The sequence below is a fragment of the Gracilibacillus salinarum genome (genome assembly GCF_022919575.1).
GTDB lineage: Bacteria > Bacillota > Bacilli > Bacillales > Amphibacillaceae > Gracilibacillus > Gracilibacillus salinarum.
The window spans coordinates 388,755-404,644 of sequence record NZ_CP095071.1 but is presented as its reverse complement, the minus strand read 5'-3'; the positions used below and the strand labels follow the sequence as shown (position 1 = coordinate 404,644).

Below are 15,890 nucleotides of genomic sequence, written 5' to 3'. Positions count from 1 at the left end.
ATTTCAAAATTATCACTAAGCAGCTAACATAAACCATATTATAAGTACTCATTTTCTTGTTCGGCATGATTACTTCTATGACTGTACTTATAGACTTTAAGCTTATAAAACAAGAATGCTAAGTTTTTCAAATATGGATAGATAAATCATTTTATGGTAAAAGATTAAGATATATAAATAGAAAAACCCCGACACCAACAGTGCCAAGGGTTTCTGCTTATTAATAAGACTGGATATATTGTTCTCTTTCCCAAGGGTGTACTTGCGTACGGACTACATTTTAATAGGAAGAAACTCGGTATATTTATATTAAATGCTTGATAAATTAGCATTTTAAATTATTGATTAAATCAAATAATGTCACCTTTTTTCAAAATTCGTGGGTGGCTCGTGGGTGTTTCGTGGGTGTAAAAATAGCGACAAATTTACGTATCCGTACAGGTTTATACTTTTACAATTAGCACCTACCGAATAGTAGGTGCTAAGCTTTTATTCAAAATTAATGTCATAGTCTAGTTTTTCGGCTATTGTTTCATAAGTGTCCATTTCCTCAACATAGGAAAACACAACCCTTAGATTTTTAATATCAGAATCTTTTAATATATAACCCTGTACATATTCTTTTTTTACATTACCTAGATATTCACCATCAACGAAATTCCCTAAAAACTCTTCACTAGCCGCCTCTATTTGTTGCTTATTGTCTGTAACAATACTATCTATCCCGTAAAAAATTATGTCCTTATCGCTAGTATTTTCTACAATCATTCGAATTTGAAGAAAATCAAATTCATCATCTGTGACATCTCCAAAACGAGATGCTTGATTCACTATATTACTTGGAATATCAGACCATTTTAAAATTTTTGCATTTACAAAGTTTATTTCTAAAGGACCATGCTCTATCGTTTCATTGATATTGGCTATTTTAAGTAATTCAACTTTACCGTGTTGATCTTCAGAAATATCTCCTACTTCTGTCAGTCTCCCTTCTTGTTCAATATCTTCTTGGGTTCTGGCGTTTTCAGTTTCTTTATTCTCGTCTTCTTCCTCATTACCAGTATCGTTTGCTTCTTCTCCTGTTTCGACTTCTTCACTTTGACTTTGATCATCAGCTTCAACCTCACCACTCGTATTATCACTAGAACAAGCTACAACAAATAACAGTAATAAAATCAATATGTACTTCTTCAATTTGATCTCCCCCTAGTCTTTTATAAACATTCTAGCATTATTTTCCTATATGTAAAGATGACTAAATATTATAAAAGGCACCTGCATTTTAAGTAGGTGCCTTTTAGTTTAACTTCTTCTAAGTATATTTGGAAAATCACGTTTTGCAGAAGGTTCAAATTCATCTACATGAAATTTCCCAGCTTTTATATCATACATATTATCTAGAATATAGTTTCGTAGTCCATCATCTCTCAAATGCTCTACATCCTCTTCAAAACAGAAGAAGTTTTTCTTCAATTGATGATCATATACCTTTATTAATATTGAATAATCTTCAACATCTACCGTTGTCTTTATTTCTAATTTAATTTTTACATCTACCATATGTTTACTCTCCTTTTCCAACACGACATATTTACTATTTCGACAAAAATTAGAATTTCCCTTCCATAAAATTCAATTTGCGTCTTTTTTGTTATCAGGTATATAATAAGAACAAACGTTCTTGTGATGAGGTGAAAAAAAGATGAGGAATATAAGTGAAGAAGAATATAAAATTGGATCACGTTATTTATTTTTATCTATGGCCATACAAGTAATACAGAAGGATTTAGAAAAATTACGCAGCCAAACTATCTTCAAGATCAACGAACCGTATATAAGATTGCTTGAAACAATCGAGAAAAAAGCCATTGAGGAAAGACGTAAGTTAAAGATAAGAATTAGCCAGGAAAAAATCGCTGTGCTGGAAACTAATCAGACAGATACATTTACAGAATACACCTTTTATTGTAAAGGCAAAGAAGAAAAACGAAATTATTTTAAGCCAGCTATTCGTAAGAAAGTGTTAGTTATTTTAGAGGAGTATTTTGAGAAGGCTGAAATGAAGGAATAGTCCTTACCATTCAAAACTATATTGGACAGTAAGGACTTAATCTTAAAGATAATTAATTCATTATAAATTTTCTGGATGCTGCTTCATGGCTTTCTCATCCCATTCCGAAGTTTTTAATCCTGTACCATACATTACCATTTTTCTAATAGAATTTATATAAAACGAAATTAAGATAAATCCAAGCAACGTCTGCAAATTAGCAAACTGCAGAAAAAGCTGAGCATACTTAGGGGATTCCTCGGCTAACTGAGTTATCGGCATACCCTGCCCCAAAGCTAAAAAGTAGTTCATGCCTATTTGCACAACTGATACAACTAAAAAAAGGCCTAATAAACTTATTAATACTATTGCTTTAGAAATAGGAGAATAATCAATACCTGGCAACCTGAATCTTTTACCAATTGAGTAAATACACTCAGTTAATGCTAAGAATATAAGTAATATTACAATAATCCAAAAAGGAATACTAAAAACAGCAGTAACAATATTTCCTATTATTGCCCAAAACGACAAATGCTTTATGTCTTTAAACATGTCATTTTCAATTTGTTCTTTTGCAAGAAGAGTAGATTCTTTAAAAAAAGGTTGAGAAAGAAACATGGTAGCAACCACCTTACTATAGGGCTTTTTACTAACTTTATGCTCCCTTACATTGTTTATATTCCCTTTTTCTGCTTTTTTACTCCCGATTCCATCTGAAAAATCAAACTCATTAATTATCTCTATGTATTCTACTTTCGAGGTTATCATTTCTGACATTGCCGAAGGGGATATCCTTTTAATCTTTGAGCTTCTTTTTTTATTTTTATGCAAACGTCTAGGATGAATAGTTTGTAGTTTACCATCGTTCTCTACAGTAAATCGTTCTTTATAATCCACTGCCACCTCACTCAAACTAATCCCCCTCCTCCATGTCTTGTATATAAATTAAATTACTTCCTATAACTTCATCATTGTACTCAATATAAAACTCATAAAACCCTTCTGTCTCTACAGGGAAGTTCTTGAATTTAAATTGACCTTCTATAAAAGTCTTTTTCTTTTCACTTGGAGCAAATTGTTGTTTAATTTTATCTCCTATTTTTTTACCTTTAGGACTTTTAAAGTGGAAATAAAAATGTCTATTATCCCTTTCTTGTAAATTATACTCTAATCCTACAATAACTAAGAATTCCAATTTTTTAGGAAAACTGTCAAATGTTAAAACGTCAAAAACATTATGATATGTATTGGTTCCATCATCATGCATGGTTATATCTTTGCAAAATGTAATGTTGTTTACTTTAGCATACCCCATTAGATCACTTCCATAATTTATGTATTATTAATAGAATAATGGAAAAAGCATCCGCTTGTCTAGTCATAAACAAAAAAAATAGTCATAAAGTTTCATTACTAATCCCCCAAAAAGCACATGATGTTGCTTTGATGTTACTCTCAACTTTGATCAAAAGATCAATAACGCCAAGACCAGATTGCCATGAAATATAAGTTTGTTTGGTGATTTATGGGATCATACAATGATGAGTCTTAATAAGAATCTTCCATATTTGAAATGATGTCGATGCTGTTCGTAAAGGTAAGGTCGGTAACGTGTTGAGCTGGTAAAGCTTCAAGTAGCTTAATGAGGAAATTGTTTGAATAAATTGGAATAAGGACTTATCCTAATTCTAGAAATAACAGGATAAAAACCAGAATACGAGATGGGAGTTTTTTCTCCCTCTCCGTTTTTTATAGCACTAACAAAAAATCCCACCACTAATATGTGATGGGTGTTGGAGAGTGTGGTCATAGTTCTTCTCTAGCTTTTTTAATATTCTCTTTACAATTAAATTAATCCAGAAGATAATAGCCACAGAAAGAAAACTGTAAGAAATCCAGCATTCACCCGAAGTGAAAAATACTTACTTTCAAAATACATCCTTATTCCACCTTTCTCCATTTATTAGACATAAAAAAGAGAAGGTTTAATAATTGTTGCAAAATCCACAACATTTATTGTATTATAATATCAAATGATATTATAAAAAATGAGTTGGCAATTAACATTGATACCTGGGGAGGTCCTGTTAATTAAAGCCTTCTCTTTTTTTATGTATATATAGATTTTAAATGATAAAATTATTTTTGACAATAAAAAAATCACCTTGTTGCGTTATTCGCAACTTTTGTGCTTATCCATCACATTTTTATTTATTGCAGGAATTTTGTTGAGTGGTGTAGAAGAAACTAAATACACTTTAAATTAAGGATTGTTGATAAATGGAAAAAGAGTTTATATCTTTTATAAGTGCCGTAATAAGCGCTGGTATTGCAGGACTAGTTACATTAGTAGTTCTTTTTATTAACCAATTAATGCAACATAAACGTTGGAGAGAAAATATGCAAAGAAAAGGAGAAGATAAATACCTCGAAAAAAAATTAGATACTTTACATGAAGCAAATATAGAACTATTTAAATTGGCAAATGAAACTCTTAGTCTCGCCAGAGATGCTGACAGTAAAGGCATTAATGATAAATTTGATAATTTAAATAACAAAGTACGCTTAGCAATTGAATTATCCTCGCCATATTTAAATTCGGGTAATGAACGTGAAATTGATGAAGATCTTGGGCTAATAGTTGAAATTAGCGAAGTTTTTGAATTATTAGCATTAATTCGTGGAATGTTACAAAAAGAAATTGATACTACAGATAAAGAAATTGAAACTCATTTACTTTGGCTCAATGAGGCCATTTGGGGTTTACGTGATCATCTATCTTTTGAAATGAAAAATTTTGATTTTAATAACGTAGTAAAGCCTACTAGTAATAAAATATTAAAATGGACTTTATTATCTTTATCTATAAATATTTTTTATACAATATATATAATTTTTATACTAATCTAAAAAAAATCAAGGAGCAGTTTTCCACGCTGCTCCTTTTTACATAAACAACTTATTAATAGTATCAAACAAACGTAATACTTAATTGAATGGTGTCTTAGAATGTTCCATTGTTTAAACGGCGTTGCAACTCTTTGACTACAAGTGATGGACGACTTAATTTCTTATCACAAGTTGTTCCCAGGTACTTCTGTAGTTTGCCGATTGTTTCCGGCCCTAACAGACCATCAACTTTGGCACCCATTTTCTTCTGTAATGCTTTAATAACCAAGCTACCATTTTTACCATTTCCGAAATCGATTGTGTCGCCATAAAATGCTTCAGTGATAACATTGCGGATTTGATCGCTGATTTCACCATCAACAACAGTTCCAAGACACTCTTGCAATCCTCTTGTTGTCTTTTCTGCCCATTTTCCATCTACAGTAAGGTTGGTACCGAAGTTCTTATCAAGGTAATCAAGTGGATCTACTTTATCAGTTTTATCAATATTCCATCTTCCTTTATGCAATTCGAAATGTAGATGCTGACCCGTAGAGTGACCGGTATTACCCATGATACCAATTTGATGACCTTGCTTTACTTTGTTCCCCACGAATACAGTTCTGGATCTACCTTTCATGTGTGCATATACAGACTCCCACGTTTGTCCATTTACAGTGTGCTTAATCATAATGCACTCACCATAGCTATCAGATGTGTAAGATCGTGTTACGACACCATCAGCGACAGCATAAATTGGATGATAACCACCTTCAGCTATATCTATACCATTGTGATCTGTTCCCCATCTTTCACCCATTTTACTTGTTACCCGTCTCGTGTCAGTTGGCCATATAAAAGATCTCATCATTTTTCCTCCTTGTCATTAAATTCTGATCTGATTTCTTCAGTAATACTCTGACTGTTATCTTTGTCAATTGCTCTTAATTTTTCAGCTAATCCGGCTGGTACCAATACGCCAACCTCAGCAAGATTCTCTACAATACTTAAGCCTTCATTAGCAATGTAAAAAAGCACAGTCGCATAAGTGACTGCACCATTTAGACTTAATATTTGATCTACCACATTGGCAAGAATAATCACAACTAAAATAAGCAACTTACGTGCATATCCAAATAATGATTTTCGCGACCACAATTTTCCATTTTTTATTGCTTTTGAGACACCTGTTACAATATCCAATGCCATCAATAACAACAACAGATGTAAAAATTTCACATCACCAAATAAATATAATCGTGCAGCTTCTAAATGCTCCAAGTTAACAGCTCCCATCTCTTCATCTCCTTAGTTTTCATTATAAGTAAGTCCCCCTCTTATCTATTTTTTGGGTATAAAAAAAGCACCTCGGTTGGAGATGCTTTAAAACGACTCTTTTTTATATTTTTCTATTTCCTCATATGCCAATATTTTGTAACTTGAACCTATTTCAAGCAAAGTGAAATATGGAGTTGAAACAATTGACTGCAGGTTCACCCATACACAAAGTAATAACACCCTAGTCTTCTTAGAAAAACTAATGGCTTTTGAAAAATACTGCAAGTCTTTTTTGTACTCTTTAAGAATATCATTACTTAAACTATCGTAGATTTTCTTATACTCTTCTTTGTTAAATTCGTAATTCAATCCATGACTTATACTATTTCTAATAGTATTAATTTTGTCAATTGGATCATATATTTCCTTATCAATTACTCCAACACCATATAATAAGTCCAACCTGCTTTTGAAATTTAAACCTTTGAACTTCTGAGGATGCTTCAAAAAAATTTCTGTTAGTCGGATCATTTCTTTTTCAATATATAAATGCACCCTCAAGATTACCATTTGTATTTCCTCATGTTCCGTTTTATTTAAAAAATCTTGTTTCTCTTTTAGAAATTCATCAAGCCCTGCTTCCAGATAATCCGATTCGATTTTTGACAACTCCACAACATCCCCTCCTCCTTATCATAATTCGACAAAAAGGAGGAAATTCCTGCATAAAAAATACGCCTTATTCGGCGTTTGGCTCTCCTGTGATCTGGTTGGCTACTTCCTGCTTTACAATGCCTTCCAACTGGGTAAAAGCTTCATTACCTTGATACTGAGCTGCTGTTAATGGAATATATCCATTAATGTTAATATTGCCGTCTTCTGCTGTCATTTTAAAACGGACACGGACACTTTCTAAAGAGCCTTCTTGATAACGGGAATCAATACCTAAGATCTGTACAATCATGCTGTTTCACCTCCTTCAAATTGATCACAAAGATAATCATATATTACGGCATCTGTGCCCCTAAATACTTCTTCACAGTTCAGTAATACATTTCGTAAGGTCTTCAGCATTTCTTCATTGTCACCGCCATCAATGACAAGCTGTTCTTCGTATAATTCCTTCAGGTCCTTCTGAAAGGCATTTTCATCTTCAATGTCATAACGTTTACCATCTTCTATCATGATCGGTTCGCCTTCTTCATCTTTCTTGGCATGTTCTTTCGCAAGCTCGACACGCTGCTGATCCACTTCTTTTAATCGCTCACTCAGTTTGTTAATAAATTTCGTTCTGTGACGTGACTGCTTCCCTTTTAATGACAATTCAAAAAGCAGGCTAACCGCCTGCCCTAGTTTTCCATTTTCAATTGTTACTTGCATATTAAGCAACTCCTTCTAATTGTTTTACTTTTTGTTCTAATACTTGGACCTTCATTTGCAATATATTAACGTCATTTTCAATCTCCGTGCTGATACCGTATAACTGTTTAATGGCATCCCAAGAAAGAGCAATCATCGATAAGTGATCGGTGCGTGTTCCAGTATGATCTAAGACCTCTACCGGTGTTTCTCGACCTATGACTAACCCATATCGGTAACCATCGTAGCCATTTTCGATACCATTATTATATTGCCACTGGTATGCTTTAGAATTAACAATCTTATCTAAAGAATCAAACGGCATATCTGCAATGTTTTCCTTTATACTTTCTAAAGATGGACTCCCAACACTATCTGCAGCACCGGCTCGTAATTTATACCATACATTATTGGATTTATAGGCTATATAATAGCTTCCAGAAGTATTCAAGCCAGGATAAGAACCATGAAAAGCACCGCCTTCAAAATATCCTTCTGAATTACCATTTGCGTCCCATCGATGAAAGTCACTAAGATTGCCCCAAAAACCATCTTGATTCACCCGAATTCTACCTGTGCCAGAATTGTAATAAATACTTCCAGGTTGACCATTTCCGCTGTCATTACCCAATCTAATACCTGCATAGAAACGAACAGATCCATTAGCATCAAATACCAAATCATTTCCTTCAGCATATATTCTGGCTGTGGAAGCACCATCATACCAATCGCCGAACCCTATAGCACTCGGTCCAATGTAGGCACCTCCGCTAAATGTATTATTGTTATAGTGTTCTATAGCTAAGCCAAACTGGCTAATCTGCGCTTGTCCATATGTTGAAAATGAAGTATTTCCGGATTGCATAGTAATTAATCCGTCATTAACGTCAAATACACCTTTTTGATTGGCGTGTGCCCAATCGCTGTAGTAAATGCCTTCTGAGTGGATATGATTGTTCTCAATAGTTGTATAATTGTTAGAATCAAGAATGGAATTAAAAGAAGAACCGTTGATATCTACACCATTAATCGTACCGGCTGTAATGGTTCCCAGGCTATCCGCGATATCCGATAAAACCGTAACGGCTCCTTGTAATTCTATATTCGCTGCTAGAATCCGAGCTGTTTCACTACTTAAGTTAATCGCAGCTATAACTCCATCCTCATTTACTTTAAGAGCGATTTGATTACTATGTTGCGAAATGGTGGATTCTGCCGTGTCCACTCTATTTTCCAAACTATCAAAAGTGCTCTCTTCTACTTTAGTAGTGATCGATCCTTCTAAAGCACTGATAGATTGTTCTGCCGTTGTTGTTCTTGTTTCTAAATTGGTTACAGTGGATGCCTCTGCCTTAGTATTTACTTCTCCCGCAATTTGTGTAATGTCAGATTCGGCCATTTCTAATCGTGCATCTATTGGATTAATGGTTTCGTCTACTTTCTCATTTATAGCACCTTCCACGAACGTTGCATCTACCTTACTTGATATCTGCCCGGCCTGAATATCTACTTGAGTAGTTAAATCGCTAATATCCGTTGTATGACCATCCACTGTAGATTGAACGCTACTAACATCAGCACTTATACCATTGACATTAACCTGTAATGTAGAGACTTGATTACTTACGCTGGTTACATCCCCTTCTATATCTTCCAAAGCACTTTGACCAGCCTTTAATGCAATAGCAGAGGAGTTAGCACTTATATCCGTTTGTTGTTGTTGAACGGTGCCATCAAGTGTACTTAAATCGGTTATGACAATCGATAACTCGCCTTCTACTTCGTCGATATCATTTTCAACAATAACAATCCTACCTTCTTGCGCTAATAACGCATCTTCATTATCATTTACTGCCGTCTGTAGATTACTTACTGTGTCGTTAATCGTTTGTACCGTACTGCTTTCGGCTTTAAAAGCCAGTTGACCATCCACATAAGTAACGTCTGCTTTATCCAGTAACTCTTGATCTACAGCTTGCTTTATTTGATCTGTATAACTATTAGCGTTCGTCTCAGCATCACTGGCAACGTTGTCCGCATGCTCTTCTGCATTGGTTTGTGCTTGTTCCGCTTTTTGAGATGCATCTGCGGCAGCATTACTTTCCACCGTATCGTCTTTGGTGTCTATTTGTGTTTTGGTGTATGTCACTTCTTCGAGATCACTCATGGCTATTTTATTCTTTATTTGTTGCTGTAGTGACTTCCAGATGGCGTTGACTTCTTCTTCGGTATACTCCGTATAATCACCGAGTCGCACCTGTTTTTGTGCATGATCTTTAATATCGCGATCTTGGAAAAAGATACGAGCTTCTAAATATAAGATAGGTTGGTAACTTGTATCTTTAATCTGGATGGTGTCGCCAAATCGTATTTTTTTATTTTCGAGTCCTGGCACATTTTCGAGATCAGCAATGGTGCCTTCGTAAGAGACACTAGCATTTATACGCTTGGCTAGTTCATTTTCTCCAAGTTTTCTTAATCTTGCTTCTGTTACATTCTCATCAAGCGAAAAAGAAGGCTTGTAGTCTTTCGTAATATGCCGGCCATTTCTGCCCCAGCGCTGTAAAGCCTCTTTATCTTCGACAAATACCGCTAATCTGCTTCCATCCTCTGCTTCAGGACCAATAACATTTAAGGCAGTAACAATATTTTCAGTATTTTCGATACGTTTTAGACCGATTAAGTCTCTACCAAACTCAACTCTACGACCTCGCCATTGACCGACTTTTTCGACCATATCAATATACCTGGCAGTGATCTTGCCGTCTTCATGCTCAATCCGGAAACGTAATTCTAATCCAAAGACTGATGCAATACGTTTTAAATATTTATATGGATTAGTATCTTCATCAAAAGTTAGGGTCCTGGTACCGTTAAATACCACATTGCCCATTTGCCATCCGGTGTCAGCTAATGCATTTTTGCCATGAGCCTCAGCTGACAGTGCTGGTGTGACATGTGGTGCAATCGTTTTGGCTGTTGTTAACTCTGCATAGCTGGCATAACTATATATTTCTAGCTGTCGGTTAATCCGATTTTCTTGCACCTCATAAATGATAAATTCTAAAAAATCACCATCCTCACTCGGGATGATGACTCGATTGTTTCCAGTTATAAACTCTGAATAGCTATGATCGGCATGTGTGGAAAAATCAAATGTCTCACTACCATCTTCTAGCGATTTCTTGTGACTATTAGAGATAACATTTCGATACCGTATATGACCTAATGCTTGGTTATTGCTACCGTCAGATATAAATAATTGACTCACAATCTCACCTCTTTTCTTGCTATGACATTCTGTTTATAAATACCGCTCTCGATAACTACCACTTGTTTTTAGGCTACCGGGCATAACTAATAGGTTGTTATCACCTTTTTTCAGGGTAAAATAATCAGCGCCTAAAATGCTATCCTCGTAAGGCTCACCATTAATATAAACTTGTCCATTATTAGTGTGGTCAAATGTGATAATGTCGCCTACATCCGCAATGTAGGGAACCCCGTTATTACCAAGACTATTTATTTTAGACACCGATAGATGATGCACAAATGTTCTTACTTCATCAGCAGCGCCCCATCTTGCAATATGGATACCTACTTGAGCTAATTGCTTGTCTGTAAATAAACCTTCATTATCTTTAAAAGATGTAAATTTTCTAGTATGGTGTTTTCTGTTTTCGTCTAATTCCGCAATGTAGGCTTCCCAATAATCCCCTTTTCTCAGTATTCGTAATATACCGTAGAAGCTGTTCCAGTACGCATTATTTTCATCAATCATGTAATTATTAACGGTTTGATCACCAATTCTAATAATTCCGTTTGTCATACTTCTATGCGCCCAGGCGTCTTGCATCGCTAATTTAGCTATGACATTTTCCAATTCATCATATAAGTACAGTTCAACTTTTCCGACTTGTCCGGGGCTATTACCGTTATCAAATGTAACTAACATATCTACCATAAAATCAGATAATACTTCGCTAACACTTGTTTTAACAGCAGGTCCGTAAAATTCACTCGATCGTTCTACCCCAAAATCAGTAGCTATCATTGCCCCATTCGCGTCCATCACGCCCTGTATATAACTATTTTCAACGCGAGTTGCCGTTGTGAATCCAGTCACACTGTTCATAGGGTTATAGATCAATCTTTCGTATTCTTGTACTGGCTCTTGTTTTGTTAAATCTATAGGTTTGCCAACCATGTTGTATTCGCCAAGTTGATTTTGGATCATTAAAAACGTAATAGGTGCTGTGACTTCAAATTCAAAAACTGGTTCTGCTTCTGCGGTACCTTCATTTTTGATATTAAAGTAATCGGATGTGGCACTAAATGGCTTTTCAGGACCATAGGCATACGGATCCGGACATATAAATTGAATGGTGCCTCTTCTTAATACAGCCATTTTTTCGAAATCATCAAGAGTATTTTGGACTACAGCATAATAGATGCGACCAGGTTCGTCGTCAAATTTTAATGGGACAGGTTTATCCGTTAACAGCCATTCCGCTAGTTCATCTTTTTTGGTCAAAGCATCCGCATCATCTTTAATACGAAAACCTACAGGCTGACTAATTGGTAATGGATCAATGTCCGTAGATGCCAGGTAACCACCTGGATAGCCGGGCACCGTTAAGAGATTTCGTTTCCTAGCAGCAAAGGGAGGTTTGCTTCGGCCACGCTCAATATATAGCCAATCTTTTCTTATACCGTTAAATGTTATCGATTCATACGCCAAATTTCTCCCTCACCTTCTGTTTACGAGTCTGAGTTTCAGTAATGACAGGTTCCAATCCTTTTCCTAGTGATCTAACATCTATGATAGGATTTGTATCCTTAGCTAACAACTGCATAAGGATTTCATTTTGCTGCAGTGTGGCGTTTAATAGATCTTTCGTGTAGTCTGTAGCTGAATTATTAGTTCTTGATGGTTGAGTTTGGGTATTGCTTTGTTTACCTAGTAATGCAAGTAATTTATTAAAAGGATTGTTTCTTAAGCTATGAATAATCCTATCGGCTTCACCTGCAGGACTAATACCTGAAGCGAAACCTGGAATAGGACTAATCATTTTCGTGGTCTCCTTATTCGTAAAAACCTGTGCACCCTTTGGCACGTCATATAAACCAAGACTAGCCATGGCCCATTTGTTGTTGTGTTTAACTAGCTCCGGTCCTTCTTCACCTAACCAAGAAACTCCGCCTGGGTGTGAATCGGTTCCTTTTGCAAAGCCTAATGCTCCACCAATTAAATTAATTCCGACATTTACAGAACTAGGGATTAAATCCCAAATACTGTTCCGTCTAGCTAGACTAACGTCTACATTTTTATTACCTTTTTTCGTTGCCTCGTCATGAACTTTATCAGCAGTGCCATTGTCATCAACGTCAACATTTTTATTGATGTCTTTTCCTAATAAACTATTAATATCATTCGCACTATTTTTGACATCGCCTAACTCTTTATCTTCCCTTTGAATATCAGAAATCCTACCCGAATAAACATCAGTTTTAGCTAATTCATTAATAGTTTGTAATTCACCTTTAGCATCACGTAATTTATCAATTTCATTTTGTGCTTCTTGAACACGCCTAGTATATTCTTGAGTTGTTAATTCTCCATCTTCTTTTTGTTGTCTCAAACCATTTCTTATTTCTAATTGTTTTGCAATCTCAGAGTCTAGCGCTTCAAGACCTTTTCCTCTTTCAGCATTGACATCTACTTGCGCAAGAATGAGTTGTTCATACTCAGCCACAAGTCCTTCCGTTTGCTTCAATTGCTCCCTTTTAGATTCTAAGTTATTTTGATTTTCAGAATATTCTTCCGTCTTACCATCTATTAGTTTTCGAACTCCATCATACTCAGCTTGTACTAAAGAAACTGCTATTTCCTGTTGCCTTACTTCTTCTTTCTTTTGCTGCCATTTTTCACCCCCGATGTTATAGGAATCTTCTTCTAGTTCTTTTAATTCTCTGTTCAAACCATTTAATTTACTTTGCTCTGATGATAATTCTTGTTGTAATTTAGGGCGTTTTTCACTTAAACGATTTAATTCTTGTTCAAGTGCAATATTATCTTGAACAAGTGCATTCTTTTCTTCTATTAATGTTTTTTCGTTTTCAAGTGCTTTTGATAATTCATTTCTTGCAGCTATCTGTTGTTCACGTAATTTTTCTTCTGTTAACTGTTTAATTGCTTCCGTAGTTTCAACATAAGCTTCTCCTTCACTGCTTATAGCTTGTGCAGTCCCAGGTGCCTTTTCGATAATATCATCATTTAAATCTATAAATGTTTGCATTTCTTTATTTGTAAAACCTGACTTCTCAAGTAACTCTTCTTGTCTAGTTTTTAATTCTTTTACTTTGTCAGGCGCACTTGTTTGCTCTAATAAAGCTAATGTATCCATATACTCAAGCATTTCATCTTTAGTTAGTTTATTAACTTCTTTCATTTCGTCAAATTTGGTTGTTACGTTTTCTAAAGTTGTTATTTCTTCTTCCATTTGCTTAACTACATCAAAATTAACTTCTTTTAAATCTTCTGTGTTACTTGTTAAAGCGTAGATACCAACTCCTAGCGCTCCTACTCCTGCTATTGCTAAACCAACAGGACCACCAGTAACACCCATGAGACCTATCCTGCCAAGTAATCCTTTACCTCCAACTTTACCAAGACCTTTAGATAAACCACCAGTTACTTTCATCAATCCACCAATACCTGTACTTAAACCACCAACTACAGATAATACAGGACCGGCAGCTGCAGCAATGCCACCTAACATGACAATGTTCTTTTTACCTTCGTCATCTAGTTCTTCAAACCAGTCTGTTACATCTTCTATGCCATCTTTAACATCTGGTAGGACATCACGTGTAAAATCAAGAAGCGTATCACCAACCGGTAATAAGACTTCTTTTGCTTCACGCCACGTTGCCTTCCATTGTTTCAAAATGGATTGTTCTGCATTTTTGGTCATATCGTCCATGGTGCCATCTACGTCTTCGATACCTTCTCCAATTTCACTCATCGAATACATGGCAGTTGATTCTAGATCTTCCCACTTGGTACCGAAAAGCTCGACACCGATTTGATTAGCTGCTACTTGATCGTCCATACCTTCCAATTCTTTCAATACGGCGTTGGACATGTCTTTTACCGTTTTATCACCATCCTCAAATTGCTCCCATACTTCCTGAGTAGATTCAGATAGTTCACCCATAGCATCAGTAGTTGTTTTACTGCCATCCTTGATCCGGATCTGAAATTCCTTCATTACGTCGTTAATATAATCTAAGTTATAAACGCCGGCATCGGTTCCTTTTTGCAGTAACTCAAAATACTCCTCTGCAGAATAACCCATATTAGCAAATAAAGTGGAATACTCGCTCAGGTTATCAAACATTTCATTAGAGAAGTTAAGACCGTTCTGCGCTCCTCTGGCCATCAAATCAAAGGCTTCGTCTGCTTCAATACCAAAACCCTTCATGACATTGTTTCCAGCTCGTGTGACCTCGTTTACGTCTGACTCAAAGGTATCAGCTAATAAGAATGCTTTTTCGGTTATTCGTTCCAAATCTTCGTTATTTAAATCTCGTATGTTTTGCTTGGTTTGTAATAATGCGTGATCGATCTCCTCAGCACTTTCACCAAAACCATTCTTATAAATATTACGAGATATATCCGTTAATTCTTTAGCTTCTTCTGCAGTTAGACCTAAAGAATTTTGTATCTTGACAGCAGAATCTTCGTAACTGGAAGCAACGACTCCCATGGCAGCACCCGCACCTAAAACAGCAGGTGTCAAAGTCGTAGACATCACATTCCCAACTCCAGAAACTCGATCACCAAAGGCTTGCATTTTATTGCCGGCACTGTCTAATTTGTTTCCCATCTTGGTCCAATTGCTATTAGAGATACGTTGTTCTTCTTTTAGCTTCGCAAGATCATCTTCGACTCGTCCGACATAACGACTTAGATTATTTAAAGAAGCAACCTGGTTGTTATATTCTTTTGCTGCCTTTTGTGCTTCTTTGGATCCTTCCCCATGCTCTTTAACCATCTTTTCATAGGTTTTACGAGCGCTTTCTGTCACAGACTGTTGGACTTCTAGTTTTCGGTTTAAGCCTCTTAATCGTGTTTCATATTTTTCAATCGATTTATCGCTACGGTCAAAGGCAGACATGTTAGCTTTCATTTCACTATTTACGACCGTCAACTGAGATTTTAAATCTTTCAAACCGGAATTGACCTTCATTGAATCAAGATCAAGCTCAATGGACAGACCTTCTATTCTTTCAGGCATGTACTTTC

14 protein-coding genes are annotated in these 15,890 nt (G+C 35.6%); 2 read left to right on the top strand and 12 right to left on the bottom strand.

Annotated elements, in window-relative coordinates:
- Window positions 1-489 precede the first annotated feature (489 nt).
- Together MUN87_RS02030 and MUN87_RS02025 are read right to left on the bottom strand one after the other, a co-directional pair.
- Window positions 490-1,194 (bottom strand): hypothetical protein, encoded by a 705-nt coding sequence (locus MUN87_RS02030; RefSeq protein ID WP_244745864.1) that lies wholly within the window; start codon window positions 1,192-1,194, stop codon window positions 490-492.
- A gap of 108 nt (window positions 1,195-1,302) precedes the next feature.
- Window positions 1,303-1,560, bottom strand: a complete 258-nt coding sequence (locus MUN87_RS02025; RefSeq protein ID WP_244745862.1) for a hypothetical protein — start codon at window positions 1,558-1,560, stop codon at window positions 1,303-1,305.
- Between the two features lie 142 nt (window positions 1,561-1,702).
- On the opposite strand from MUN87_RS02025, the gene MUN87_RS02020 reads away from it, so the two are divergent.
- Window positions 1,703-2,071: a YhjD family protein gene (locus tag MUN87_RS02020; RefSeq protein WP_244745861.1), complete on the top strand. Its 369-nt coding sequence runs from the start codon at window positions 1,703-1,705 to the stop codon at window positions 2,069-2,071.
- Window positions 2,072-2,131: 60 nt separating this feature from the next.
- Here the strand turns inward: MUN87_RS02020 and MUN87_RS02015 are convergent, their stop codons facing one another.
- Entirely contained in the window at window positions 2,132-2,965 is an 834-nt protein-coding gene (locus tag MUN87_RS02015; protein ID WP_244745859.1) for a hypothetical protein, read from the bottom strand.
- 1 nt (window position 2,966) lies between these two features.
- Complete coding sequence (locus tag MUN87_RS02010) at window positions 2,967-3,368, bottom strand: DUF6941 family protein (RefSeq protein WP_244745857.1); 402 nt, start codon at window positions 3,366-3,368, stop codon at window positions 2,967-2,969.
- Between the two features lie 965 nt (window positions 3,369-4,333).
- Here MUN87_RS02010 and MUN87_RS02005 point away from each other — a divergent pair.
- Entirely contained in the window at window positions 4,334-4,963 is a 630-nt protein-coding gene (locus tag MUN87_RS02005; protein ID WP_244745855.1) for a hypothetical protein, read from the top strand.
- Window positions 4,964-5,057: 94 nt separating this feature from the next.
- Here the strand turns inward: MUN87_RS02005 and MUN87_RS02000 are convergent, their stop codons facing one another.
- The 8 genes from MUN87_RS02000 to MUN87_RS01965 all read right to left on the bottom strand — a co-directional run bounded on the left by MUN87_RS02000 (window position 5,058) and on the right by MUN87_RS01965 (window position 15,816).
- Window positions 5,058-5,810: a M23 family metallopeptidase gene (locus MUN87_RS02000; protein WP_244747852.1), complete on the bottom strand. Its 753-nt coding sequence runs from the start codon at window positions 5,808-5,810 to the stop codon at window positions 5,058-5,060.
- Entirely contained in the window at window positions 5,810-6,238 is a 429-nt protein-coding gene (locus MUN87_RS01995; RefSeq protein ID WP_244745853.1) for a phage holin family protein, read from the bottom strand. Before MUN87_RS01995 ends, MUN87_RS02000 begins: the two co-directional genes overlap by 1 nt.
- Window positions 6,239-6,325: 87 nt before the next feature.
- Window positions 6,326-6,895 (bottom strand): hypothetical protein, encoded by a 570-nt coding sequence (locus MUN87_RS01990; RefSeq protein ID WP_244745852.1) that lies wholly within the window; start codon window positions 6,893-6,895, stop codon window positions 6,326-6,328.
- Window positions 6,896-6,959: 64 nt separating this feature from the next.
- On the bottom strand, window positions 6,960-7,184 hold the full coding sequence (locus tag MUN87_RS01985; protein WP_244745850.1) for a hypothetical protein: 225 nt from the start codon (window positions 7,182-7,184) through the stop codon (window positions 6,960-6,962).
- The gene (locus MUN87_RS01980) at window positions 7,181-7,600 is read right to left on the bottom strand and encodes a DUF1617 family protein (RefSeq protein ID WP_244745848.1); all 420 of its coding nucleotides are present in this window, start codon (window positions 7,598-7,600) and stop codon (window positions 7,181-7,183) included. Before MUN87_RS01980 ends, MUN87_RS01985 begins: the two co-directional genes overlap by 4 nt.
- Before the next feature lies 1 nt (window position 7,601).
- Window positions 7,602-10,850: a phage tail spike protein gene (locus MUN87_RS01975; protein WP_244745846.1), complete on the bottom strand. Its 3,249-nt coding sequence runs from the start codon at window positions 10,848-10,850 to the stop codon at window positions 7,602-7,604.
- A gap of 33 nt (window positions 10,851-10,883) precedes the next feature.
- The gene (locus MUN87_RS01970) at window positions 10,884-12,320 is read right to left on the bottom strand and encodes a distal tail protein Dit (protein ID WP_244745844.1); all 1,437 of its coding nucleotides are present in this window, start codon (window positions 12,318-12,320) and stop codon (window positions 10,884-10,886) included.
- Window positions 12,310-15,816 carry a phage tail tape measure protein gene (locus tag MUN87_RS01965; RefSeq protein ID WP_244745843.1) on the bottom strand — a complete coding sequence of 1,169 codons (3,507 nt, stop codon included), beginning with the start codon at window positions 15,814-15,816 and terminating at the stop codon, window positions 12,310-12,312. The genes MUN87_RS01970 and MUN87_RS01965 overlap by 11 nt, the downstream gene beginning before the upstream one ends.
- Window positions 15,817-15,890: the final 74 nt, after the last annotated feature.